21 protein-coding genes are annotated in these 24,126 nt (G+C 38.4%); 8 read left to right on the top strand and 13 right to left on the bottom strand.

The window, feature by feature from the left end; translation table 11 throughout:
* Window positions 1-48: 48 nt before the first annotated feature.
* The 5 genes from ATE92_RS13895 (at window position 49) to ATE92_RS13875 (ending at window position 4,986) form a co-directional block, all read left to right on the top strand.
* Window positions 49-1,050, top strand: a complete 1,002-nt coding sequence (locus tag ATE92_RS13895) for a glycosyltransferase family 2 protein (protein WP_100804286.1) — start codon at window positions 49-51, stop codon at window positions 1,048-1,050.
* A gap of 22 nt (window positions 1,051-1,072) precedes the next feature.
* Window positions 1,073-2,017 carry a CdaR family protein gene (locus ATE92_RS13890; RefSeq protein ID WP_100804285.1) on the top strand — a complete coding sequence of 315 codons (945 nt, stop codon included), beginning with the start codon at window positions 1,073-1,075 and terminating at the stop codon, window positions 2,015-2,017.
* A 21-nt stretch (window positions 2,018-2,038) separates the two neighbouring features.
* The gene (gene coaE / locus ATE92_RS13885) at window positions 2,039-2,617 is read left to right on the top strand and encodes a dephospho-CoA kinase (protein WP_100804284.1); all 579 of its coding nucleotides are present in this window, start codon (window positions 2,039-2,041) and stop codon (window positions 2,615-2,617) included.
* Window positions 2,618-2,700: 83 nt separating this feature from the next.
* Window positions 2,701-4,266, top strand: coding sequence for a sensor histidine kinase KdpD (locus tag ATE92_RS13880; protein WP_100804283.1), 1,566 nt, complete (start codon window positions 2,701-2,703; stop codon window positions 4,264-4,266).
* A 3-nt stretch (window positions 4,267-4,269) separates the two neighbouring features.
* Window positions 4,270-4,986, top strand: a complete 717-nt coding sequence (locus ATE92_RS13875) for a response regulator transcription factor (RefSeq protein ID WP_100804282.1) — start codon at window positions 4,270-4,272, stop codon at window positions 4,984-4,986.
* 35 nt (window positions 4,987-5,021) lie between these two features.
* On the opposite strand, the gene miaA is transcribed toward ATE92_RS13875, so the two are convergent.
* The 7 genes from miaA to ATE92_RS13840 form a co-directional block, all read right to left on the bottom strand.
* The gene (miaA, locus tag ATE92_RS13870; RefSeq protein ID WP_232729166.1) at window positions 5,022-5,978 is read right to left on the bottom strand and encodes a tRNA (adenosine(37)-N6)-dimethylallyltransferase MiaA; all 957 of its coding nucleotides are present in this window, start codon (window positions 5,976-5,978) and stop codon (window positions 5,022-5,024) included.
* Window positions 5,939-6,787 (bottom strand): ion transporter, encoded by an 849-nt coding sequence (locus tag ATE92_RS13865; protein WP_100804450.1) that lies wholly within the window; start codon window positions 6,785-6,787, stop codon window positions 5,939-5,941. The genes miaA and ATE92_RS13865 overlap by 40 nt, the downstream gene beginning before the upstream one ends.
* A gap of 97 nt (window positions 6,788-6,884) precedes the next feature.
* Entirely contained in the window at window positions 6,885-8,264 is a 1,380-nt protein-coding gene (locus ATE92_RS13860) for an exonuclease domain-containing protein (protein WP_100804280.1), read from the bottom strand.
* Between the two features lie 17 nt (window positions 8,265-8,281).
* The gene (locus tag ATE92_RS13855) at window positions 8,282-8,938 is read right to left on the bottom strand and encodes a YggS family pyridoxal phosphate-dependent enzyme (RefSeq protein ID WP_100804279.1); all 657 of its coding nucleotides are present in this window, start codon (window positions 8,936-8,938) and stop codon (window positions 8,282-8,284) included.
* Between the two features lie 51 nt (window positions 8,939-8,989).
* Complete coding sequence (locus ATE92_RS13850) at window positions 8,990-10,228, bottom strand: DUF1015 domain-containing protein (protein ID WP_100804278.1); 1,239 nt, start codon at window positions 10,226-10,228, stop codon at window positions 8,990-8,992.
* Window position 10,229: 1 nt separating this feature from the next.
* Window positions 10,230-11,117 carry a 3-hydroxybutyryl-CoA dehydrogenase gene (locus tag ATE92_RS13845; protein ID WP_100804277.1) on the bottom strand — a complete coding sequence of 296 codons (888 nt, stop codon included), beginning with the start codon at window positions 11,115-11,117 and terminating at the stop codon, window positions 10,230-10,232.
* 47 nt (window positions 11,118-11,164) lie between these two features.
* Window positions 11,165-12,133 (bottom strand): Gfo/Idh/MocA family protein, encoded by a 969-nt coding sequence (locus ATE92_RS13840; protein WP_100804276.1) that lies wholly within the window; start codon window positions 12,131-12,133, stop codon window positions 11,165-11,167.
* A gap of 323 nt (window positions 12,134-12,456) precedes the next feature.
* Here ATE92_RS13840 and ATE92_RS13835 point away from each other — a divergent pair, with 323 nt between their 5' ends.
* Window positions 12,457-13,098 (top strand): protein-L-isoaspartate(D-aspartate) O-methyltransferase, encoded by a 642-nt coding sequence (locus ATE92_RS13835; protein WP_100804275.1) that lies wholly within the window; start codon window positions 12,457-12,459, stop codon window positions 13,096-13,098.
* Window positions 13,099-13,101: 3 nt separating this feature from the next.
* Here ATE92_RS13835 and ATE92_RS13830 read toward each other — a convergent pair whose 3' ends face one another.
* On the bottom strand, window positions 13,102-13,611 hold the full coding sequence (locus tag ATE92_RS13830) for a DinB family protein (protein ID WP_100804274.1): 510 nt from the start codon (window positions 13,609-13,611) through the stop codon (window positions 13,102-13,104).
* Between the two features lie 173 nt (window positions 13,612-13,784).
* Between ATE92_RS13830 and ATE92_RS13825 the strand changes: the two genes are divergently transcribed.
* Window positions 13,785-16,829 (top strand): serine hydrolase, encoded by a 3,045-nt coding sequence (locus ATE92_RS13825; RefSeq protein ID WP_100804273.1) that lies wholly within the window; start codon window positions 13,785-13,787, stop codon window positions 16,827-16,829.
* A gap of 61 nt (window positions 16,830-16,890) precedes the next feature.
* Here ATE92_RS13825 and ATE92_RS13820 read toward each other — a convergent pair whose 3' ends face one another.
* The 4 genes from ATE92_RS13820 to ATE92_RS13805 all read right to left on the bottom strand — a co-directional run bounded on the left by ATE92_RS13820 (window position 16,891) and on the right by ATE92_RS13805 (window position 21,551).
* Window positions 16,891-19,368, bottom strand: a complete 2,478-nt coding sequence (locus tag ATE92_RS13820; protein ID WP_100804272.1) for a DUF5686 and carboxypeptidase regulatory-like domain-containing protein — start codon at window positions 19,366-19,368, stop codon at window positions 16,891-16,893.
* Between the two features lie 94 nt (window positions 19,369-19,462).
* Window positions 19,463-19,930: an SsrA-binding protein SmpB gene (gene smpB / locus ATE92_RS13815; RefSeq protein WP_100804271.1), complete on the bottom strand. Its 468-nt coding sequence runs from the start codon at window positions 19,928-19,930 to the stop codon at window positions 19,463-19,465.
* 22 nt (window positions 19,931-19,952) lie between these two features.
* Window positions 19,953-20,918, bottom strand: a complete 966-nt coding sequence (locus ATE92_RS13810) for a peptidoglycan DD-metalloendopeptidase family protein (RefSeq protein WP_157809651.1) — start codon at window positions 20,916-20,918, stop codon at window positions 19,953-19,955.
* Between the two features lie 102 nt (window positions 20,919-21,020).
* Complete coding sequence (locus tag ATE92_RS13805) at window positions 21,021-21,551, bottom strand: histidine phosphatase family protein (protein ID WP_100804269.1); 531 nt, start codon at window positions 21,549-21,551, stop codon at window positions 21,021-21,023.
* 304 nt (window positions 21,552-21,855) lie between these two features.
* Between ATE92_RS13805 and ATE92_RS13800 the strand changes: the two genes are divergently transcribed.
* A complete protein-coding gene (locus ATE92_RS13800) occupies window positions 21,856-22,041 on the top strand; it encodes a CsbD family protein (protein ID WP_100804268.1) in 186 nt (61 codons plus the stop codon).
* A gap of 293 nt (window positions 22,042-22,334) precedes the next feature.
* On the opposite strand, the gene ATE92_RS13795 is transcribed toward ATE92_RS13800, so the two are convergent.
* Window positions 22,335-24,071 carry a redoxin domain-containing protein gene (locus tag ATE92_RS13795; RefSeq protein ID WP_157809650.1) on the bottom strand — a complete coding sequence of 579 codons (1,737 nt, stop codon included), beginning with the start codon at window positions 24,069-24,071 and terminating at the stop codon, window positions 22,335-22,337.
* Between the last annotated feature and the right edge of the window lie 55 nt (window positions 24,072-24,126).

The following is a 24,126-nucleotide window of genomic DNA, read 5'->3' as shown; positions in this document are numbered from 1 at the left end:
AGCCATCCGTCTTAGGCGGATGGCTTTTTTTTTGAGTAACTTTGCCTGATGAATCTCCATTTTTCATTTATCATACCGGTCTATAACCGTCCCGAAGAAATAAAAGAACTTCTGGAAAGTTTTTCGCTGCTTGATTTTAAAGGGCAGTTTGAAATTGTTATAGTGGAAGATGGTTCAACAATTACTTCAGAAAAAATAGTAAACTCGTTTAAAGACTTACTCAGTATTTCATACTATACGAAAACAAATTCCGGGCCGGGTGCATCAAGAAATTTTGGAATGCAAAGAGCAAAAGGGAATTATTTTATTATACTGGATTCAGATTGTTTATTACCCTCTCATTATCTTACTACCGTTCAGAATTTTCTTTCTGAAAACTATTTTGATTGCTATGGTGGCGCCGATGCTGCTCATAACAGCTTTAGCAATCTTCAGAAGGCTATCAACTATGTAATGACCTCATTTCTTACCACAGGAGGAATACGAGGTAATAAAAATAGTATTAATAGATTCGAACCCAGAAGCTTTAATATGGGAATCTCTAAAGAGGCTTTTGTTACAACCGGAGGGTTTGCCAAAATTCATCCCGGGGAAGATCCAGACTTGTCTCAGCGAATTCTAAAAGCTGGTTTTACCGCTACTTTTTTGCCCAATGCCTATGTATATCATAAACGGCGAATCTCATGGAAAAAGTTTTATACGCAGGTGAGAAAATTTGGAATGGTACGTCCAATTCTCAATGTTTGGCACCCTAAAGCATCTAAGATTACTTTTTGGTTCCCAACGTTATTTGTAGTTTTTGTAATTGCTTCGGTTATAGTTTCCATGCTAACAAGTTGGATGATTTTGTTGCCATTGCTATGCTATTTGACCATTTTAATTACTGATGCTTCAATTAGAAACAGCAGCCTTCAAATTGGATTGCTATCAGTTATAGCACTATTTGTCCAATTTTTTGGATATGGTCTGGCATTCTTGGAATCAAGCTTTTACATTCAACTTTTAAAAAGAGATCCTGAAAAACAATTTCCCGATTTATTTTTTAAGTAATTTTGGTTGATAATTAACGCCCATGTTATTCAAGAGAAGATATAAAGCCACTAAGATTAAAACGTTTCTATTCTTCTTATTTCTTGCCATTTTATTTTGGAGTCTTTCCAAGCTTTCCAAAGAGTATACAGCAACGGTCAACGCTACCATTCTATATTCCAATGTCCCCGAAAATATGGTGTTGGATGAAAATAATCCAAAAGAAATTTCTTTTGATGTCACTGCCAACGGATTCGAATTTGTCACCTATAAATTAAGACAACCCAGTGTGAAATTGGATGTTGCTTCTCACCATACTAAAGAATCAAAATCAATTATTATTCCTAAAAGCAGTTTGATTAAAACGATTACAGTTCAGCTCCAAAAGAACATTTCTATAAAGAATATTTCCGTTGATGACTTAACCTTAAAATTAAGTGAGGTAATTTCAAAAAAGATTCCTGTAATAGCCGATACTAAAATCACCTTCAAAGAAGGGTTTAATAGTTTAGATAGTTTAAGAATACATCCCGATTCTATTGTCATCTCGGGACCGGAATCTATATTGAAAGATATTTCTTCAATAGCAACCAAGCGATTCGAAAAAGAAAAGACAGAGCAAGATATTAAGGCAAAGGTGTCGCTGCTTCTGCCTGCTAACAAAAAAATAACTATCATTCCTTCGCAAGTTGAGTTGTCTTTGAAAGTGAATGAGTTTTCTCAGATGCAAATAACAGTTCCAATGGAAGTAATCAACATACCTTCCAAAATAAGTATAAAATTAATACCGCAAGTTGTTCGTATTACGTTTATAGTTTCGGTGGAGGATTTCAATAATATCACATCTCAGGATTTTAAGATTGTATGTGATTATTCTGAAAGAAATACTGTTGAAAACTTTATGACTCCTATACTCGTTACTAAGCCGAAAAGCGTTCTGGATGTTGAATTAATTGACAAAAAAATTGATTACCTTATTTTTAAATAGATATTACTTTAAAAACATAATTTGAAAATCGTTGGTCTTACCGGAGGTATAGGAAGCGGCAAAACGACCGTTGCGAAACTATTCGCCGAACTGGGGGTGCCTATTTATATAGCCGATACTGAGGCAAAGAAGCTCACCAATACTTCCAAAACAATACGAAGAAAACTAATAGTTTTATTGGGCGATAAGGCCTATGAGAATGAGACACTTAATAGTAAATACGTAGCTGCTGCAATTTTTAATGATTCCGATCTGCTCAAAAAGGTCAATGCAATTATTCACCCAAAAGTGGCTGCACATTTTAAACGCTGGGTGTCTAAACAAACGGGTCCCTATTGTATTAAAGAAGCCGCAATTCTTTTTGAAAATGGAAGTTATAAAAAATGCGATCTAACCATACTGGTTACTGCACCTAAGGATGAAAGGATAAATAGGGTTTTGAAGAGAGGTTCAATAACAAGAGAAGAGGTTGAGGCTAGAATGGCCAATCAATGGACCGACTCAAAAAAAATAAAATTAGCAGATATTGTCATTCGAAATACGAATATGGAAGCTACGCGTGAGCAAGTGAAAACTATCCACTCTACTCTTTTAAAATAAAGCAAGTTATATCTCAAAATTCATTTTGTTAACATTTGGTTAAATGGAAAGCCGCCTAAATGTTAAAATCTTACTTTTGAGATATGAACAAAAAGCTGTTTGCATTACTCATTGCTTTAATGACACTCTCATTACTGGGTATCATCTTTGTTCAAGGATATTGGATTACAAATGCGTACCAGGCAAAAGAGGATCAATTCTCTTTTAATGTACGCCAGACCCTGCTTAGTGTCTCCGAAAAAATACAATTGCGAGAATTGGAAGATTACTATAATATCTACAGTGGCTATGTAGATAGTATCGATGTACCCGATAACGTAAATTTTAGTGAGCTTATTTACACCACTAAAAATGAAGGCAGTAACGAAACCTATATCTTTTCGGATGGGATATTGGAAGAAGATTATAAATTGTCTTCAAACTTTTTAGATACCGAAATCGACAGTATTCAGTTTAAAAAGATTACAAATAAAAAAACTACAACCAAAATAATAGCCGGACTAGACGGGAACAAGTCACTTCCCGATAGACGATTTGAATCCTTTACCCGCTTAAAAGATTATCAGTTAAAACAATTTGAAGATGCCTTCAAGAATATTTCGGCGAAAACACCCATACATAAACGTGTGAGCGGTACCGAAATTCAGGAAGAACTTACCCGCGAATTACATGAAAGAGGGGTGACTTCAAAATTTGAATATGCGATTTACAGTAACGAATTATCCACCAAAATAAAATCCAAAAATTTCGATTTAGACCCTGAGAACACTTATGAGGTTCCTTTATTTGAAAATGAAGAATTAAATACAAATTATGTATTATTTGTGAACTTCTCAGGAAAGAAAAAAGAGGTGCTTAGCTCAATTTTGGGTATGGCCATGTTGTCACTGGTCTTTACCGGAGTCATAATATTGGCATATTCCAGTGCGCTCTCCCAACTCTTCAAACAACGACAGATTTCAGAAATTAAATCGGATTTTATCAATAATATGACGCATGAGTTTAAAACACCCATAGCTACAATCAATCTGGCCTTGGATGCGTTAAAGAACCCTAAAGTAAAAGATGATAGCGAGTTTTTAAGTCGGTATTTAGGGATGATACGAGATGAAAACCGACGGATGCATGCCCAGGTGGAAAATGTATTACGTATCTCCAAACTTGAAAAAAACGAATTAGACCTGCCTAAAGAACGTTTAAAATTACATGAAATTCTGGAAACTTCTATTTCGCATGTTGCGCTTATTATTGAAGATAGAGGCGGCTATATTGAAACGCATTTTGGGGCTTTAAAGTCTTCGGTTTTGGGGAACGAGTCGCATCTAACCAATGTCATGGTTAATATTTTAGACAATGCTATTAAATATTCGGAAGACACACCAAAGATTGATATCTATACCGAAAATGTAAAAAACACCATTATCCTAAAAATAAGGGATCAAGGGATGGGTATGAGCAAAGGAGTGCAAAAAAGAATATTCGAAAAATTTTACAGAGAAGCTACCGGTGACATTCACAATGTGAAGGGTCATGGCCTGGGTCTGGCATACGTAAAACGTATTCTGGACGATCACGATGCCGAAATATATGTGGAAAGTGAAAAAGGCAAGGGGAGTACATTTATACTAAAATTACACTTAATATCTTAAATTATGGAAACAGAAAACAAAAAAATTCTTCTAGTTGAAGACGACCCAAACTTTGGTACAGTACTAAAGGATTATCTTGCCATGAACGATTATCAGGTAACCCATGCCAAAAATGGAATGGAAGGTTTTGAAAAATTCAAGAAGGATGATTACGACCTGTGTATCCTCGATGTTATGATGCCTTATAAGGACGGATTCACTCTTGCGAAAGAAATTCGCGAAAAGAATGAAGACGTGCCAATTATCTTCCTTACGGCCAAGGCTATGAAAGAAGACGTACTTAAAGGATACAAAGTAGGGGCAGACGATTATTTAAATAAACCCTTCGACAGTGAAGTGCTGTTGATGAAAATAAAAGCAATTATTCAGCGCAAAGCAACCGATTCGATTGCAGATAGCAAGCAATTTGAATTTGTGGTTGGGAATTTCCACCTAAATTCAAAATTGAGATTCCTTACCTATAAAAAGGAAAGTCCTATTAAGCTTTCTCCCAAAGAGAATGAGTTGTTGCGTTTACTTGCATTGCACAAAAACGATTTAATGCCTCGAGAGTTGGCACTTACCAAAATTTGGAGAGACGATAACTATTTTACCTCCCGAAGTATGGATGTGTACATTGCAAAATTGCGTAAATACCTAGGTAAAGATGATGGTGTTGAGATTATCAACATTCACGGTGAAGGATTCCGTTTGGTTGTAAAAGACGAGGTGGATCAATAATTTAAGAAAGTAATAAGTGTAGAAAAAGCCCTTATTTACAGGGCTTTTTTTGCTTTTATACAGGCGATGATATCTTTTATAGGGGTTTCAAAATTAAACCAGTTAATCGTGTCGTTTTTTCCAAACCAGGTGTGCTGTCTTTTTGCAAAACGACGTGTGTTCTTTTTAATTTCTTCGATGGCTTTTTCTTGGCTGAATTCACCTTCGAAAAATTGAAATAGTTCACGATACCCCACTGTTTGTAATGCATTACTCTTTTTGTTGGCCAATAGATTTTTGGCTTCCTCAATCAAGCCGGAAGCAACCATATTGTCTACACGCCTATTAATGCGGTCATAAATAATCTTTCGGTCGGCAGTTAAGCCTACATACAGCGTATCAAAATTTCGGGAAGTCTTTTTTTTCTTCAGAAAAGAGGAATACGGTTTGCCTGTGCCTCGGTATATTTCAAGAGCCCTGATTAATCTGTGAGAATTTTGAGCGTCTACTTTTTTGAAATATTCAGGATCTACCCGGGATAATTCTTGTCGAAGAAATGCTATTCCCTTTGCTGAAAACTCGCTGTTGAGCTGTGCTCGTATTTCCGAAGGTATTTCAGGAAAGCTATCCAGTCCGCTAACAACTGCATCCACATACAATCCCGAACCGCCCACTAATACTACAATTTGGTGTTTTTCGAAAAGAACGTCCAGCTTCAATAAGGCCTCTCTTTCAAAATCTCCAACGCTGTACGAATCGAATATGCTTTTATGCTGAATAAAATGATGAGGTGCCGCAGCCAACTCTTCCGAAGAAGGAACCGCAGTACCAATGGTCATTTCTTTAAAAAACTGACGGGAATCTGCCGAAATAATTTCGGTAGCAAAAGCTTTCGCAATTTCTATTGCAAGGGCAGTTTTCCCGATTCCGGTAGCGCCAACAACACAAATAAGCAATGGTTTTTCCAAATTAGTTAAAATACTTCTTCTTCCGGATGCAGGACTGTTCCGCACTTATGACAATATTCGGCATCGTCCCTATGCTTGGAAGCACCACAATTACGGCAAGAAGAGGTGTTTACATGTACATAATTTTCATCATTCACAGTAACCGACCGTTGAGTTTTTGTATACTCTGCACTTACAATCCCGGTGGGAACCGCAATAATTCCGTATCCCATAATCATGATAATTGCCGCAATAAATTGTCCGAGCGGTGTGACAGGAGCAATATCTCCAAATCCAACCGTCGTGAGCGTTACAATACACCAATATACACTCGCAGGGATGCTTTTAAATCCGCTCTCTTCTCCTTCAATAAGATACATTAGAGTACCGGCAATTATGGCGATAATTAGCACTGCAAAGAGGAATACAAATATTTTTGCTTTACTGTCCTTGAGAGCTTTTACCAGCTTGTTGGATTCTCCTATATAACGCGTAATTTTTAAGATTCTGAAAATTCGAAGCAATCGAAAGGCTCGTACTGTAAGAAGAAAATGACTTCCGGTAAATATCAGCGATATATACAAAGGAATGGTTGAAAGAAAATCGATAATCCCGTAAAAGCTGAAGATATATCGAAAAGGTTTTTTGATAGTAACAATACGAGCGATATATTCGAAGGTAAAGAAAATGGTAATAACCCATTCCCCATAGTATAAGACCTGATGTAATTTTTCGTCGATGGTTTTTACACTTTCAAGCATCACAAATACGACACTTAAAAGAATTAAAGCCAAAAGCACTACATCAAAGAGTTTTCCTAAAGGAGTGTCGGCTTCATAAATGATGCGATATAGCCTTTCTCTCCAATTCCAGATAGTACGACCCGATGCCTTTTCTTCGTCTAAATTCGAATGATTCCTTTTAAATTTCAATTACCAAGAATTTCGTTTGTTTAAATTTACACAAGTTTACTTACAAAGTAGCCTCCTGCGGAAGATTTACTATTTTCATCACCTTGTTTCTTCGTAAATAACTTTGAATAATGTGCTGTGCATCCCTGTTATTTTCCATGGGACTTATAATTGTCCGAAGAATTTCGGGATTGTTTATTTGATAATTTAAGTTGAAAAATCCGAAGCCTTTGTACACTCCGTTCTCAATTAAAATAACCGAGCGCTCATCTATATCACGTCCCTTGTCGATAATTAACATGTGATTGTTAAGGTAGCTGTTCTTTTCTAAATAACGCTCCACACGTTCGTTATAAGCTTCAATGGGTTCTTCTTCAATACAAGCGCCAAAGCATTCTTTAATCCCATGAGCGAAACAACCGTGTTCTGTTTGGTGTAAACCATTCAGTTTTTGGCATAATTGGAATTCTTCAGTGATGGTAAACAAGCTCACCTTTGCTTGCTGATAGTTGGTAAATGTGGTAATTGCCTTTTGACTGCTATTGGCTTTTTCAATTTTTAAAGTAATATACCCATGTGGGTCGACCTGCGAGGTTAGCATATAACTAAACAAGGTTCTACGAAGTGCTCTGTTGTAAATAGGTTTGTTCTGCTTAATTTCTTCACTTTCCTTTAGCTGAGCAATAAGGTCGTTGCCGGTTTCTTCGAAAGTAACTGCAGCCACTTCCAACTGAATTTTTTTCGATTTACGATTGTCGTTTGTAAAATGCTGAACCAATCGTTTTTTAATATTCTTACTCTTTCCAATATAGATGATGCTTCCGTCTTCCCGATGCATATAATAGACTCCGGTGCTCGTTGGCGCAGATGCGATAATATCCAATAATTTTGGCTCCAACTGTCGTTTGGGATCTTTGCGAACCAAGGAGGTAATTATTTCTTTGGAAGTATCTTTGGTAAGTAACATTTTAAAAAGTGATACTGTTGCTTTGGCATCTCCTTGGGCACGATGGCGATCACTTAACGGAATACCCAATGCCCTCACTAATTTCCCGAGACTATAGGAAGGTTGCTCCGGAAATAATTTTTTTGAAAGCTCCACAGTACAAAGAGTATCCATTTCGAAGGGATACCCCAGACGGTCAAATTCGGTTGTGAGGATGCGATTGTCGAATTGGGCATTATGGGCTACTAAGATGCAATCGGTTGTAATTTCTATAATGCGTTTTGCAACTTCGTAAAATTTAGGTGCATTCCGGAGCATTTCGGAAGTGATACCCGTAAGATTGACCACAAAAGGCTGTATGGGCCTTTCGGGATTGATTAAACTGCAAAACTGATCTGTTATTTTATGGCCGTCGAAGCGATAAATTGCAACTTCGGTAATTCCCTCTTCATTGTATTGACCGCCTGTGGTCTCTATGTCTAAAATTGCATACATTCAATAAAAATACGTCTTTAATTATAATTTCTCTCGCCAAAAATTGCACTCCCTACTCTTATCATATTGCTTCCATTTGCGATGGCCAGATTATAATCGCTACTCATTCCCATAGACAGGGTTGTAAACTGAAAGGCATTTTGGTGCTGTTCGTAGAACTTTTTTAATTTCTGAAATTCATTGGTTATTTGAACCTCGTTATCTGTAAAGGTAGCCATTCCCATAAGGCCAATGACAGAAATATTCTTAAATTTTTTAAATTCTTCCGAAGCCAATAATTGCAAGGCATCGGCTTCACCCATGCCAAATTTGCTGTCTTCTTCGGCAATTTTTACTTGAAGCAGACACTTAATTACCCTGCTGTTTTTTTCGGCTTCCTTGTTTATTTCCTTCAGTAATTTTAAACTGTCCACAGCATGAATTAGATGTACAAAAGGAGCCATATATTTTACCTTATTGCGCTGTACATGCCCAATCATATGCCATTGCACATCTTTTGGCATTTCCCGCCATTTGCTTTCCATCTCCTGTATTTTATTTTCGCCAAATACGCGGTGTCCAACATCGTAGGCTTCCATAATGTCACTCACAGGCTTTGTTTTGGTAACGGCAACCAGGCTTACATAAGAAGGTAACGTATTTTTAAGCTCAGTAAGATTTTCGGCAATATTCATAAGAGTAAAAGTACTAAGCAAGGTTTAGAATTCAAACCGCTATTTTTTATTTTAAAATTCATAAATCGTAACCCCACTACGCAGTTTTGGTTCGATGTAAGTGCTTTTTGGTGGCATTTTAAGCCCCTCGTTGGCAATTTGTTTCATCTCCTCGGTAGTAATGGGAACCAATCCGAAACCTACCTTAAAATCGCCTTTGTCTACTAAGGACTTTACATAGGCCAGATCATTTTTTCCGTGGGAATATTCTATACGGTGATCGTTTCGCAAGTCTTCAATGCCCAGAATTGGCTTCAAAATGGTTTCATATAAAATTTGAGTATCCAGTCCTTCCAGTGCATTCGTAATGTCATAATTATTTTTCCGAAGGTATAACGAATAAAACTGCCCGTCCAGATACATACTGAAATGATGCTTTTTGGAGGGTTTGTAATATTCTTCTCCACGATTTTCTATTCGGAACATGGCGTCTAAGCGAATTAGAAACTCCTCCTTACTTAGACCGTTTAAGTCTTTTATCAACCTATTAAACTCGTAAATTTTTAAATCACTTTCAGGAATAAGATAGCTCATAAAGTAATTATAAGCTTCTGTACCGTTGTGATTTTTGTTCTCAGATTGTAATTCCTTCGCCAGTAAATATGAAGAAGAGGAGCGATGATGACCATCGGCTATATACAAGGTATCCATCGAATCGAAGAGTGAGACAATTTTACTTACAACTTTCTCGTCATCTATATTCCAAAGATAGTGTGTATCGCGATAGGTGGTTGTGAATTCATATTCGGCCCGATCCTGCATAATGGTTTCAATAATTGTTGCAAGTTCTTCCCGGTCGGGATAAGTAAGCAATACAGGCTCGGCATTAAAGCCAACCGTTTTTAAGTATTTTACAAAGACTTCCTCTTTATATTCCAGGGTATCTTCGTGTTTTTTAATAATATCATCTTCGTAATCCTGCGTACTGGCCGCTGCCACTAGTCCGTTGAATTCCAATCCGTCTCTGTTAACAATCTTATAGATATAAAAAGAAGGCTTGGCGTCCTGTACAAAATAGGAATCCTCTTTAAATTCCTGATAACGGTTTTTCACTAGGGAATAGCGCTCTTCTCCAGCAATTTCCTTTTGGTATTTGTAACCGGGATTGATAATATGCAAAAATGAAAAGGGATTGTCCCGTAATCTGGCTTCCACTTGAGCTGTTGTATAGCTGTCGTATGACCGTGAAGCGATTAAACTCACTTTGTCACGTGAAGGGCGAACTGCTCGAAATGGAAATATTTTTGCCATTTTATTGAAACATCTTGGCTACTTTCTCGGCTCTGCGACTTTCGGAGTAGTCGTAAAAACCTTCCCCGCTTTTAATTCCGAGTTTGCCTGCCATTACCATGTTAACCAATAGTGGACAAGGAGCGTATTTTGGGTTTTTAAAGCCGTTGTACATTACATTTAAAATCGACAAACACACGTCCAGACCAATAAAGTCGGCTAATTGTAATGGACCCATTGGATGTGCCATTCCCAGCCTCATCACTGTGTCAATTTCTTCTACGCCGGCTACGCCGTTGTAAAGGGTTTCAACAGCTTCGTTAATCATGGGCATTAAAATTCGGTTGGCCACAAATCCCGGGTAATCGTTTACTTCAACGGGTACTTTGTTCAGTTTTTCTGAAATGGCCTTAACGGTTGCATAGGTTGCGTCGCTGGTGCTGTATCCCTTAATAATTTCAACCAATTTCATAATAGGCACCGGATTCATAAAGTGCATTCCTATTACCATTTCGGGGCGTGAAGTGACCGCCGCGATTTGTGTAATTGAAATAGAAGAGGTATTACTGGCGAGAATGGTGTCGTCTGGGCAAAATTTCTCTAAATCTCTGAAAATTTTAAGTTTCAGGTCGATATTTTCGGTAGCTGCTTCAACAACAAGGCTGGCGTATTCTACACCCTCTTCGATGCTGGTATAGGTAGTGATATTTTTAAGCGTGCGTTTTTTGTCTTCTTCTGAAATAGCTTCCTTTGCTACCATCCGGTCCAAATTCTTGGTAATGGTCGCCATGCCTTTGTCTAAGGCCGATTGAGAAACATCTATTAATTGAACCTTATAATCAAATTGAGCAAAGGTGTGGGCGATTCCGTTCCCCATGGTTCCTGCTCCAATTACTGCTACGTTTTTCATTTACTGGTTATAATTTTGAGTATATAATTTGTTCAGCTGAAATTCAATTACAGCCTTTTAAAATTTTCAATAATCTGCATGGCTACACGTAGGGCTTCTGTGCCTTGAGTCAATGTAACAATAGGTTGGGTATTGTTGTTAATTGCATCGGCAAAGGAATCCAGTTCGTCCAGAATGGCATTGTTGGAAGGAATTTCGGGATTGTCGAAATAGATTTGTTTTTTGATCCCTTCAGCGTTGGTTAGAATCATTGCAAAATCGTCCGGCTGCTCGGGAGCGTCCTTCATTTTTACGACTTCACATTTTTTCTCCAAAAAATCGACCGAGATATATGCATCTCGCTGAAAGAAGCGTGCCTTCCGCATCTTTTTTAATGAAATTCGGCTTGCGGTGAGATTCGCCACACAGCCGTTTTCAAATTCGATTCGGGCGTTTGCAATATCGGGGGTTTCACTAATGACTGAAACACCACTGGCATTTACATTTTTCACCTTACTGTCTACAACACTTAAAATAGCATCGATATCGTGAATCATTAAGTCTAAAACTACCGAAACATCGGTTCCGCGAGGATTGAATTCCGCCAGACGATGCGACTCGATAAACATGGGGTTGCTGATCTTGCGATTTACCGCCATAAAGGCCGGATTGAATCGCTCTACATGACCTACCTGTCCCTTTACCTGATGCTTTTCGGCTAACTGAAGCAACTCTTCTGCCTCTGCAACGGTATGTGTAATTGGTTTTTCAATAAATAAATGCTTGCCGGCTTCAATTACCATTTTGGCACAATCGAAATGATAAATCGTTGGAGTTACCACATCTACAACATCGCAAGCCGCAATGAGTGCTTCCATGGTTGGAAAGCTTTTATAGCCAAATTCGGTTTCAATTTTTGAAGAAGCTTCAGTATCTGCGTCAAAAAAGCCAATCAGTTCATACTTAGAAGATTGATTGAGCAATTTAAGATGTATTTTTCCGAGGTGACCCGCCCCCAGAACGCCTGCTTTTAGCATGGGTGTTTGTTTTCCACAAATGTAGTTGTTTCTTTAGAAGTTTAAAAACATAGGGAGGGAATAGTGAAGGGTGAAGGGTTGATTAGCTAATTTGAAAAGATGTTAAAAAAGAGAAATGAGAAAATAGAATTAAGAGAATAGAAAAAAGGCAAAAGCAAACAGAAATTTGTTTCATATATAAACTTAAAACCAACTCAACGACTCAACGACTCAACAACTAATACAGTGAGCAGTGAATAGTTGATCGGGAATTAATTTTTACTTCGGAAACATAAAATAGAAACTTTAAAATTCACGTACTTTGTAATTCCAAATTATACTTCGTGAAGGACACATTTACTCATAAAGGCATGCGCAAAAAGTTGGTGGAAACCCTAAAAAAAAAGGGGATTGTCGATGTTGCCGTGCTTGACGCCATCAATACCATTCCGCGGCATTTATTTATGGATTCGGGTTTTGTGGATCATGCATATATAGACAAGGCGTTTCCTATTGGAGCCGATCAAACCATCTCACAACCGTATACCGTTGCGCGTCAGACCGAATTACTAGAAGTAAAAAGAGGTGATAAAATCTTAGAAATTGGAACAGGAAGCGGGTACCAGACAGCTGTTTTGTTGGAACTGGGAGCTGTGGTCTTTTCAATTGAACGTCAGAATGAATTGTTTAAAAAGACCAAGTTGTTTTTGCCGAAACTGGGCTACAGGCCTAAAAAATTGATTTTCGGTGATGGTTATATTGGTTATAAAACTGAAGCTCCTTTCGATGGAATTATAGTTACTGCCGGTGCACCCTTTGTTCCGAAGCCATTGATGTCGCAACTTAAAATAGGAGGGAAGTTGATCATTCCGGTAGGAGATGTGTTGCAAATTATGACCGTTTTTACACGTACTTCCGAAACCGAATTCGATAAAGAAGAATTTGGGGAATATCGTTTTGTGCCACTATTAGGTAACAAGGAATAAGTATTACCAAGCCCCTGCATAGTCCAAAGGCTCATCGGTATGCGCCTCTAAAAATTCGTATTTAAGTCGGATAATCTGCCTTAGATGTAAATAATCGTGTGCCACCCAATTTGCCAGGAGTCGAATTGCAGGAACCGCCCCCACTTTAGGATGTATGTAAGCATTATCCCATTTTGGATTTTGTAATCCTTCCAGCCATAATATCGATTTGTCCCGTTCTTCCAGGAATTTTGCCAGTATGCTTGTATAGTTCTGCTTCATATAATTGCGATCTGTTACCCAGGCAGGCGGATCTATTTTTATCCATTCTTTGTCCGGGTTTTCCAGCGTACTTTCTATTCGGGCTCTAAAATCTTCACGCTCCTCATCGTATAAATGGCAAACAACTTCCAGTAAACACCATTTTTCGGGAGTGGGTTTCCATAGGTATTCTTCTTCTGAAATATTTTTTAAAAGGGTTTCAAAAACAGACTTGTTATAGTCAAGAATTTCTATGCAGCTTTGAGAATTCATAATGTAGGAGATTGAATTTTAAAGGTAAGAATCTGTTTTTTTTGATACAATGAAATATTCTTCTTTTTGTAAACAGCAAATGAGGGCAATCCATTGATTATTCAACGAGGGCTACTCCAATGTTACAATAGTGGTATTACTAGTTACATACCGAGTATTATATTCAATTTTCGATGACGAAATTTACATCAGAATTTTTATTAATTTTTAATGTTATTATTATGAAGTTGTCTATTCTACTATTTATTGGAATTATAAGTTTCGCATACTCTTCTGAAGCTCAGATTCTGAAGAAAATAAAAGAAATAAAAGATGATGTTGCTGCGGTGACTATTGATAAGCTTAGTAAAGATCCAATTACAACCTCTTTTAGTGATGTTGATAAAACCAGATATTTGGATGATAGCTTCGGAAACGACGTCAGTTATTCAAGCTTTTTCGAACAACCATTTAAGGAAGAAACAGGCTTTCTATTGCAGCCCGGCTTTTATGAAGGTAATTTTCAGAGTTTTTGCATAAAAGTTGGAACCGTAATGCCCGGGAGGGGAAATGGAAGATTTTATGCTCCATTAAGGGGGCCAAAAGCCGATATTTTGGAAACCATTATTAACGCCTACGAAAAGGATTCTCAAATAACACAGCGGGAGGTGCAAATCTTATTATGGGCGATAATTGCGAAAACAGATTTTTATAAAATGAAAGGCGAGGCAAAAATTCTTGCTTTAAAATTGCTATCCGAAGAACAGATCGCTCGTTTAAGTAAGGGGGCCTTAAGTGAACTCACTAGAAATCAATTAAAAAGGCTCGCTTATAAATCGAAAACCACAAGAGATATATTGTTGGCCGAAAACACGCTTCGAGGTAAATATTATAAAGGTTATTCAAGTTACAAAGATTTTGAGGACATAGCAATGGTCGCAGGCGTAGAGCCAGTTATTCAAGGATTCGATAAAGGACGTTGGACCAAACATCCTGACGGTTTTTTTATTAGGTACTATACAGCCAGTTACCATGGCACGAAAACGCAGATTTATATTCCGGATGAATTAGGGGTGCAGAATTTTAATCCCAGAAATGCAGTTGCCGTTCCGGCCGGATATGGACAACGATTGCTTCAAACAAGTTTACCCACTATTAGTGGAGGCCCCAACACAGGTGGAAATTCTGGGGGAAATTCGGGCATTGATGATGAGCCTAATGATGACGCCGAAGATACTTCTGAAACATCGGCTGATACTTCAAATGAAACAGTGGTACTTAATAGCAACACTGATCCCGATCCGTTTTGCACGCCTATTATAGACAGTCGTGCAGATGAGACGATAAAAACACAAATGATAATGCAAAACATTCCCGGGGTGGCTGTAGCCGTTTTTCAGAATGGACAGATGGTTCATTTGCAATCCTATGGCTATATAGATATTTTTGAAAAAGCCCCTTTTACTACAGCTACAATAGTAAATTGGGCTTCAATATCAAAGTCGGTTACGGGGGTTGCTGCGGCTCAGCTTCAACAAAACAATGCTAATTTCAAGTTGGAAGATCGTGTAACTAAATATGTAGACAATTGGAAAAATGTGCGATATATGGACACCTCAGATTCGAAGGGTGGCGTAGATGGGCGCCCTGAGCTCATTACAATTAAACAAATATTGAACAATAGCAGCGGAATACAACATTACAGAAAAGGCAGGGCAGAGACAAATTATACCACCCTCAATGGTAAGGTGATAGAATTTATTGAGAACAAGGGGAATTATAGCAGTGAAATAGGAGTGTTCGACGCTACCAAAGCGGTTTCTGTTTTCAATGAATCTGTCCTAGATTTTAAGCCGGGGGATAACTATTTGTACTCTACCTATGGCTTTGTGCTAGCCGGAGCTGTTGTTGAAAAAGTTTCTCCAAATGGCTATGTTGGCTGGGTTATGGATAAGATTGCAGATAAAGCAGGGCTTAGATCCTTGCGAGTGCGTGATCCGGCGAGACCGGGCCATGTAATGCGCAAGGATGGTATAATGAGTGTTACCGGTTCCGGACCGGCTGAATATACCCTACCAGCCGGTGGGTGGGAATCGAATATATGCGATTTGGCAAAATATGCTAGCGGATTAAGCAACGGAAAGTTTTTTGAAAGTAATAAAGATATTTTGTGGTCAAATTCAGTTGCTATGAATACGCGATCCGGTATGTATAGCTATGGATTAAATTTTACCGGAACGGGTGAAAATCTTACAGTTTGGCATGGAGGTCATGGAGGAAACGCCAGGTCATATATGCAATTTTTCCCAAGTGACGATACAGGAATTGCTATCCTTGCTCCGGCGGTATATTCTAACTTACCGCGTATGGCCCAATTTATTTTTCAAGCCATGGACATAAGGCCTACAATGTATAATAGCTTAGTACATACACCACTAGACAATTGTGGCAGGGACCGCGCTAGTGATAAGGATCGATTTTATGGTATTTGGAGAAAAACAAACGACGATGTAATAATTCGAACCGGACTAAAGGGAGAAACTTTTTTTGAGGAAGTTACTCGCTTAGAAGAAAGCGATTATCATTGTGTTAAACTAGTGTCATTTTTAAATAACGGAATTCAATATTGGGATGGGGTTTTCAAAAAAGGTGTTCCTAAGACAAAGATTGTGAAGAATCTTGATACCGCCGAATTTTTAAATACATATACTCTTTTAATAAACAACGGTTATTCTTTAACAGATGTAGAAGGCTATAGCAATGAAAACAATCTTAAAAATTGGGCCGGAATATTTCAAAGGAATCAACGAAACCAAAAAGTTCGCATGGGGATAAACCGTCAAAGTTTTACTATCGCGAATACGCAAAATGTAAATAACGGACTGAATTTAATTGATATTGAGGTCTCAACAGAAACAAATGGAACTACCAATCTTATAACCGGCGTTTGGGCAGAAGGAGAAGAAACATTGTTCGAAATGGATATGAATCAACCATCTTTTAGACAACTAGTGCGTGATCGTAGAAATCTTGGTTACAGAGTGTTAGATGTAGAATACTATTGGACCAATAATAATCAGGATTTAAAAATAGCTGCGATTTGGGGGAAATCTAATCAAGATGATTTGGTAACAGGAGATGGAATAGGATTACTCATGTTTTGCGATTTTATGAGCCAACACGAAACGAACAGCAGCAGAGGATACGAGTTAATTAATTGGAATAGGATGACAGATTAAATTAATTGAAAGTTTTAGGGATCGATTTGGTTTTAGGTCTCCATTTTTAACATGATCGCCCTTAATCAAACAACCCCAAAAATTTAAGGCCGAAGACAAACGCCCCATCACTGCCTCCGTTGTAATAAGACCGAACATAATCCAAACGGAGCAGGCGGTATTTTCCTATCCCCAGATTGTCAATTCCGATTGAAAATTCGGTGTAAGGCTTATTGTTTTCAATGCTCAAAAGGTGCGCTCCTGCAACGAGATTAAAATTCAGCTGATTGATCCCTGGAATTTTTCCCAAGATCCAACCTCTGAAATCGTGCTCCAGATGTCCTTCAAAATAGGTTTTGTTAGTGCTCAAGCTGTAATAAGGCAGGAGATTAAACACATTGGTGTAGTTGGGTGTTGTGCCAACCCGCGTCTGATTCCCGTTAAAATGTTCGTAATCGACAAATGAAATGTCCTCGCCATTAAAAAAAGTCCCGCCTTTGAGTCTGTAGGTGAATTCACCTTTGTTTCCGGTATTTACTGTTTGGTCCAGGCTCCCGCTTAATTCACTGAAATTATAGTTTTCGTTCGAAGCGCCCAATCCGTTTTCAAATTGAAGCGTCAACGCAGGATATTTGTTATTCCCCAAATTGAATTTCCCATCGGGATAGGTCATGTATTTTTGTCCGAAAGTGATATTGGCTCTTATCTGCGTTTTTATAATCTCATGCTCATCAATGACTGCGTTGCTATAGTCGGAAGGAATTAAAGGATTGTTTGAAGTATAATCCACATCGTCATTTGGAAGGGTTACATAATCTGTAGTATTGAAAAGGGGTTTTCGTTGTTCGTAGCCAATGTTTGTGAAAATTCGAAGGCCGTTAAATAACTCCTGACTGTAACCCAGCCGCCCGTAATTGAGCTCGTATACCTTCATATAGTTTCGTTCAAAAAACAGCGACGCGACAGTATTAATAATTGGTAATATGGGCTCCGAAGCATTAAACTGTGCGCCTTCGCTTCCGCCGGAAAGCGATAAGCGTATTCTATTGGTTCGGTTAAAGTTTTTGGTAATTCCTCCCGTAAAGCGTACTCTATCTTCAGAAAAACCATACTGCATTCGTACAAAAGCATTCAGCCAACGAGTTCGGTGTTCGTCGTAACTTTTGGAATAGGAAAGTCCAACACCACCTGTCCACCCTTGTACCGTATTGAAGTTTATCTTTGGGAAAGGACCTTCGTATGAGAGATCCCAATTTTTAAAACTGTTTTCGTAGGTATACCCGGTAATTGGATCAAGGATTCTAAATTTATTATTTTTTTGATCGATGGAATCCAGATATACCTTCGATTTCCGAAGGGTTTGAATGCTGTCTTTTTTGATGTAGTCATTCAGTTCTTCATCGGTCAGGGGCACAGGACGCGTGCCCTTCCAAAATATACTATCCTTTTTATTAGCTTCGGCTTCAAAGGCTAAGACTTCGTTGGTAAAGGATTTTTTATCGAACTGCGGATTGAATTCGTAATTGCTATACACAGCAATAAATCTACCGTCTCCATTAAACCCAAAAAACCCGAACCCGAAATCGATGGTTTGTGAAATTTTCACCCAGAAGTTGGTGGCGGTATCAAATTTAAAATTCTGTTTAAAAATTAGTTTGGTAATGAAGGGTAATTGAATGGCTTGTCCGGTCGTAGAAAGTTCTACGCCATACATTTGCCAATCATCCTCTACAATATAGATAGTGCCCTGCCAGACTCGGTCGTTAGGACGTTTTGGAGTGACACTAATTTTGTTGATAAGCTTGGGACCTTCATAAAAAACACCGTCCAGTTTATAATTGTAATAACTAAAAGCACTGTTTGAGATAGGGGAAACAATCGCTGCGTTGAGATCTATGGTGTTTTCATAAAACGAGAAGTTTGCATCCTGAGCGCTGTTAAAACTGAAGCCGTTGTCGTTTCCACTTACTTTGCTCGCAATAATATTTTCTTTAAAATCGTCGGGTTTTTGGAATGCAATTTCGCTGATGGTTTCGCTTAAGTAAATAATTCCGGTGCGGGTCGAGTCTAGTTGTCCGTCGAAATCCCCAACCTCTTGCCCCATAAACTTTTCAGGAATACTGTCTACGCGCCAGATTCCCCGAGAATAGAAATCGGCTTTATAGGATGAGATTCTGTCTAAATTCAGTTTACGTCTGGCAATGGTTTCCCGAATGATACGGTAGGCAGGATCTTCTTTTGAGGAGATTACAACTTCAGCCAAACTTGTGGATTCCTCTTGCATTGTTACATTAAGCACCAAAGGTTTTCCTGAGATAGTTTCTATTTCTTTCGTAACGGTCGTATATCCCAAAAACTGAAAAATCACTTTAAGTGTACCAGTAGTTACCTCTAGTTTGTAATTTCCGTCATCGTTTGTAGTGGTTCCTGAATAGCTATTCTCCAGATAAATATTTACAAATGGTAAGGGTTCTCCATGAGTATTCGTGACTTTACCAACCAGTTGGGCACTAGCAATCACCGGAAGTAGAAGAAAGAGTACCGTAAAAATTTTAGTCATAGTGTAGTGTCTATTCAAAAAGACGAAGATATTCTTAAAAAGGTTCCCGCTTTAATAAAAGCTTAGGAAAATGGTTGTTGAATTTGAAGGAATATTAATTATTAAAAGCCTTCTTAATTCGGCTGAGGTCTCGCTTGGTATCCCTATCCTTCATGGTTTCTCGTTTGTCGTACTGTTTTTTACCTCGTGCTAAGGCGATTTGAAGTTTTGCCAGACCCTTCTCATTGGTAAAGAGGAGCAAAGGGATTATAGTAAGCCCCGAATTTTTCACTTCTTTTTCCAGCTTTTTGAGCTCACTTCTATTGAGTAATAACTTTCGCTCACTCTTGGGATCATGATTAAAATGTGTGGCATGTGAATATTCCTGAACCGTCATATTAATCACAAACAATTCTCCGTGATTATTGAACTCACAAAAACTTTCGGCAATGGAGGCTTTCCCTTCTCGTATGGCTTTAATTTCAGTTCCGGCCAAAACAATACCCGCCGTATACGTATCGAGGAATTCGTATTCGAATTTAGCCTTTCGGTTTTTTATTTTTACATCTTTCTGAAGTGCCATAAGTTGGCAAAAATAGTAATAATTATTGGGGAGTACGTTCGATTTTGTCCAAACGTATCGGAGAATAATCGGTTTGAGGTTCGCCGTTTACAAGTAAGGACTCAAAATAGCATTTTACACCCACTGAAGTCATGACATTGGGGCCATCCTGAATATGCAAATGTAGATGTGGCTCGGTAGAATTACCCGAATTTCCGCAGTTTCCAAGATATTGCCCTCGTTTTACCTTTTGCCCTTTCACCACCTTAATTGTCTCATTTTCAAAATGGGCATAGACAAAATATTCGTCGTTTTCAGTTTTTAGCGTTACACTATTTCCCAGTGCCTGTGCAGGGTTCATAGCTCCCGGCTTGTTGTCTTCAACTCCTGTTATTACATCGTACACTTCGGCATCACATACTGCATACAAAGGTTGTCCAAAGGCGTTATAATCTTCGTTACGAGTTCCGCTTCTTTCATAGGATCGACCGTTTTTACCAATTATCAGAAAATCAAAGGCGTTCTTCTGAGTTTTAGAGATAACATGATAATTTTGCGCCTTGGTGTCTCCACCCCAGACCGTAAACCACTCTCCTTTAAAAGGAAGCGCCAAAGGGGTGATGTTTCGGTCGATTTTACCGGCAACATTTTCCTCCTTAGCCGGTAGAAACCGAAGTCCGTTTAATTTAAACGATCCGTCCACGGACAACGAAATGTTTTGTTTTCCATTTTCAAATTGTGCCTCGTAAGTTTCGGTAGTACCTTCGGTATGTATATAGGTATAGGATTGTAATTCACCCAGATTCGTTCGGAAAGATGTAACAATAGCCGAAACATTATCCATGCCCAGTTTGGTCTGCATATTGGCATCCATCATATCGAAAACCGCCTGCGAATCTTTTTGGTTGAAATGTATTTTAAAATCCTCTAGAACAGTAAGATAGGTTTCAGACTGCCCGAAACTAAAGGTAGAAGAAAGAATTGTGAATAGGATAACCAGTCGTTTCATGAAGTAGAATTTAATACGGTTCAACTATTAGTGACACACAAAGCAAATGTGTTACAAATTGTTTTCCACCTAATCCGGTAACGGAAATGGGGAGAAGCTATTTCAGTTATAGGTTAGAATTTGTACTTTTTTTGAGTCCCCGGCCACTGAAACTACATACACGCTTCCATTGTCATTATCGTTCATGTCGGTATATTTTGTTTCCCCGAGAATGGCATTCACAAACTGTGGAGTGGTATTACTATGCCCCACCACCAAAACGGTCTTCCCTATTGTTTGCTTCTGAAAAGCCTCGTCGTACAAGTTACTTGGGTTGTACGATTGTACCTCGATGTTCTTTTTAGTTGCGACAAAACTTGCTGTTTGTTGAGTTCGGTTAAAATTGGTTGCATATATTTTATCTAAATCGATATGCTGAAAAAAGGATGCCCAGTTTCTGGCACGTTGTACGCCTGCTTCCGTAAGATTAGGATTGCTGTTTTCAGGATCGGTACGATCCTTTTCGGCGTGTCTTATAAGATAATAGGTCGTAATTGCAGCCGCTTCGGAGGGAGTATCAATCTGCTTTTCTTTTTCAATAACATTACATGATAGAAAAAGTGAAAAGACAGAAAATAACAATAAATAACGCATAGTTTTCCGTTTAAAAATTAAATATACAAAATTCGAAAACCAAACCTTTTTATTTTGCGTATATGGTGTATAATATGTTTTTTGAATTTTGAGGTTTAGAAAACTTTGTAGCTATAAGCTATGAGAAAGAAGAATCCCTCTTCCCCGATCGCAACCGGACATGGAGGGATTCTGAATTTATAACACATTTTAAGAGCTTTTAGTAAAAGAATAACAATTTCGCCCCCGACTTTAGTATTTCGTTATTATAACTACTCGCGTTTGTAGGGTACTTTTATATTATTAATTATAAAAAACAAATGCTATGAACACAGATCAGTTAAAAGGAAATTGGAACCAGATTAAAGGTAAGATTAAACAAGAGTACGGTATAGCAACCGAAGACGATGCGGCTTTTACAGAAGGAAAGTACGACGAACTAGTAGGTAGAATTCAGGAAAAAACCGGAAAAACAAAAGAACGAATTAACGAAGAAATTTCGAAGTGGTAGGATTAGTCAATTAAAAATTGCTTTGAAAAAGAAGTCCCTCTCTATTAAGTTAGAGAGGGATTTTTTTATAGATGTTGTATCGCAGTAATTGCAGAAAATACAATTGAAATTGTCGATACACAAAGTATATAAATCCCTAAAACACGGTTGTAGTGTGTTTTGGTGTTTTCATTTAACATTGAAATTGTTTGAGTGCTCATGATGATTATTTTTTTGGTTGCTATATCTAATAGACGAATATCCAGCACATCCTGTTACATTTCTGCTGAATTAAATTCCATACTTAAACCAAATTAATCTTCTAAAGTGTAGTTGAAAAAACCAATCAGCATTTCGTCTGTACTTTGAATCCCGAAGCCAAGCTCTTTGGAAGGATCCGGATTAAACGGATTTTGATAGGTATTGTTATAAATTCCTTCCACTAGAATTGTAGATCCTTTTGGAACAAACTTTGGATCTTTTAAGCGATACATCCGTTGCCAGTTGAAGTTGAAATCGGGTACAGAAACAAGCATTTCTTTTGAGCCATCAGGATATAGAACCGAGAAAGTAATGCTCTTGCCGCGATAATGCATGTGCGGCACAATGTAATGAATTTTAATATCCCTGCTTATGGGTTCTTCCACACTAAGATGTACATTTTTACCATAGGCCGGAATCACAAATTCGGTGTTGGAGGGTGCTAGCGAATAGAACTCTTTTTCGGGAGGCGATTCATGATAATACAAACCAATTTTTGTTAGATCGGTTTCCACTTTGCCGGTAGTGGTATAATGAATTTGAAGTGTAAGTTCTGTGTTTTTGGGAACGAATACTCCGGTCCCTTCAGGGTAAAAGGTAGCCTGAACACCACCGCCGCCCAAGGCAATAAAATTATCGGTCCATTTGCGCTGTTCGCGTTGTGTAATGGGGCTTTTTTGATTGCGTTCGGTATTTGTCACAACAATGTGATGCACAACCTTGTTGTTACCGGGCTGAATTTCTATACCTCGCAACCAACGATCTTCATTAGGATTGATAGTGACTTTCTGATAGCGATAACTGATAACACCCGTTGCGGGCAAAGTTTCAGGTTTAAGCACCTTAATTTCATCGGGCTCACCATTTTTCCAACTTTTTGTGATAGGTGGAATCGCAGTTAGAATGTCTTCCCCTGCACCGTGCGCTAATCCGTTGTCTATCCATCTTACAATTTTTCGGGCATTGGAATCTTCGATGGCAAATGAGTTAGAAAATTCACCGATATACGGATCGGCTTTCCAGGGTGGCATTCGTTTGCTCAGCAACACTTGTTTCATCATTGAAGACCACCCCTTTACAGTTTCATAATCGGTCATGGCCCAGGGAGCAATTCCTCCGTCTACATGGCATTTTGTGCATTTTTGCTCAAGAATTGGCGCAATATCACGAGTATAAGTTAGGTCTTCTTCCCTTGTTATTTTCGACTGTCGTGTAACCGTGCAGCCCCGTGTCATTTTTTGTTTCTGAAGGGGTTGTTTTCCTTTTAAAATAGCACCCAGAGCATCGGCCAGGTAACTATCGGTCGCTTTGTTCTTTTGAGTTTCATAATCCAATCGATTATTAATAGGACCTCGGTATAAAATTTCTCGTGTTGTAGGGTGGAGTACAATTGCTTCGGCAGTAATTTTAATGTCTAGGGCATCGGCGAGTAGTTGAGCCGAATCGTCCAAAACCGGAACTTTAAATTGAAATGTTTCTGCTTCTCTCTTAATGCCTTCCCGATGATCCTGTAGATTGCTGTTCAGCATAAAAAAAGTAAAACCTTTTTCAGAATATTCAGCAACAACTTTGTGGAAATCGGACAAAGAGTTACGCACAATAGGACAATCGTTTCCCTGTACCCAAAGCACGATAGCTTTGCTGTCGTTGTAATACGAAAGCCTGTGAAACCCTCCTGAAGCATCGAACAATGCATAGTCGTTTACGCGACTGTCTGATACAGGCGTGGGCTTAGAGCTGCAGCCTAGACATACAAGGATGGAGGTGATATATAGAGCAAAATTTTGCACAACTATTTTAGTACAAAAAAACGAAAAAGAGGGTAGTATTGAATAGGATAAATGG

It is taken from the genome of Ulvibacter sp. MAR_2010_11, assembly GCF_002813135.1.
GTDB lineage: Bacteria > Bacteroidota > Bacteroidia > Flavobacteriales > Flavobacteriaceae > Altibacter.
This window is presented reverse-complemented; position numbering and strand designations above follow the sequence as displayed.

Coding starts and splice junctions, on each gene's coding strand:
- ATE92_RS13805 (WP_100804269.1), bottom strand. CDS start 21,551: ATGCGTTATTTATTGTTATTTTCTGTCTTTTCACTTTTTCTATCATGT.
- ATE92_RS13875 (WP_100804282.1), top strand. CDS start 4,270: ATGGAAACAGAAAACAAAAAAATTCTTCTAGTTGAAGACGACCCAAAC.
- ATE92_RS13895 (WP_100804286.1), top strand. CDS start 49: ATGAATCTCCATTTTTCATTTATCATACCGGTCTATAACCGTCCCGAA.
- ATE92_RS13830 (WP_100804274.1), bottom strand. CDS start 13,611: ATGAATTCTCAAAGCTGCATAGAAATTCTTGACTATAACAAGTCTGTT.
- ATE92_RS13855 (WP_100804279.1), bottom strand. CDS start 8,938: ATGAATATTGCCGAAAATCTTACTGAGCTTAAAAATACGTTACCTTCT.
- ATE92_RS13850 (WP_100804278.1), bottom strand. CDS start 10,228: ATGGCAAAAATATTTCCATTTCGAGCAGTTCGCCCTTCACGTGACAAA.
- ATE92_RS13840 (WP_100804276.1), bottom strand. CDS start 12,133: ATGCTAAAAGCAGGCGTTCTGGGGGCGGGTCACCTCGGAAAAATACAT.
- ATE92_RS13810 (WP_157809651.1), bottom strand. CDS start 20,918: ATGAAACGACTGGTTATCCTATTCACAATTCTTTCTTCTACCTTTAGT.
- ATE92_RS13845 (WP_100804277.1), bottom strand. CDS start 11,117: ATGAAAAACGTAGCAGTAATTGGAGCAGGAACCATGGGGAACGGAATC.
- ATE92_RS13860 (WP_100804280.1), bottom strand. CDS start 8,264: ATGTATGCAATTTTAGACATAGAGACCACAGGCGGTCAATACAATGAA.
- ATE92_RS13890 (WP_100804285.1), top strand. CDS start 1,073: ATGTTATTCAAGAGAAGATATAAAGCCACTAAGATTAAAACGTTTCTA.
- ATE92_RS13880 (WP_100804283.1), top strand. CDS start 2,701: ATGAACAAAAAGCTGTTTGCATTACTCATTGCTTTAATGACACTCTCA.
- ATE92_RS13800 (WP_100804268.1), top strand. CDS start 21,856: ATGAACACAGATCAGTTAAAAGGAAATTGGAACCAGATTAAAGGTAAG.
- ATE92_RS13820 (WP_100804272.1), bottom strand. CDS start 19,368: ATGACTAAAATTTTTACGGTACTCTTTCTTCTACTTCCGGTGATTGCT.
- ATE92_RS13825 (WP_100804273.1), top strand. CDS start 13,785: ATGACGAAATTTACATCAGAATTTTTATTAATTTTTAATGTTATTATT.
- smpB (WP_100804271.1), bottom strand. CDS start 19,930: ATGGCACTTCAGAAAGATGTAAAAATAAAAAACCGAAAGGCTAAATTC.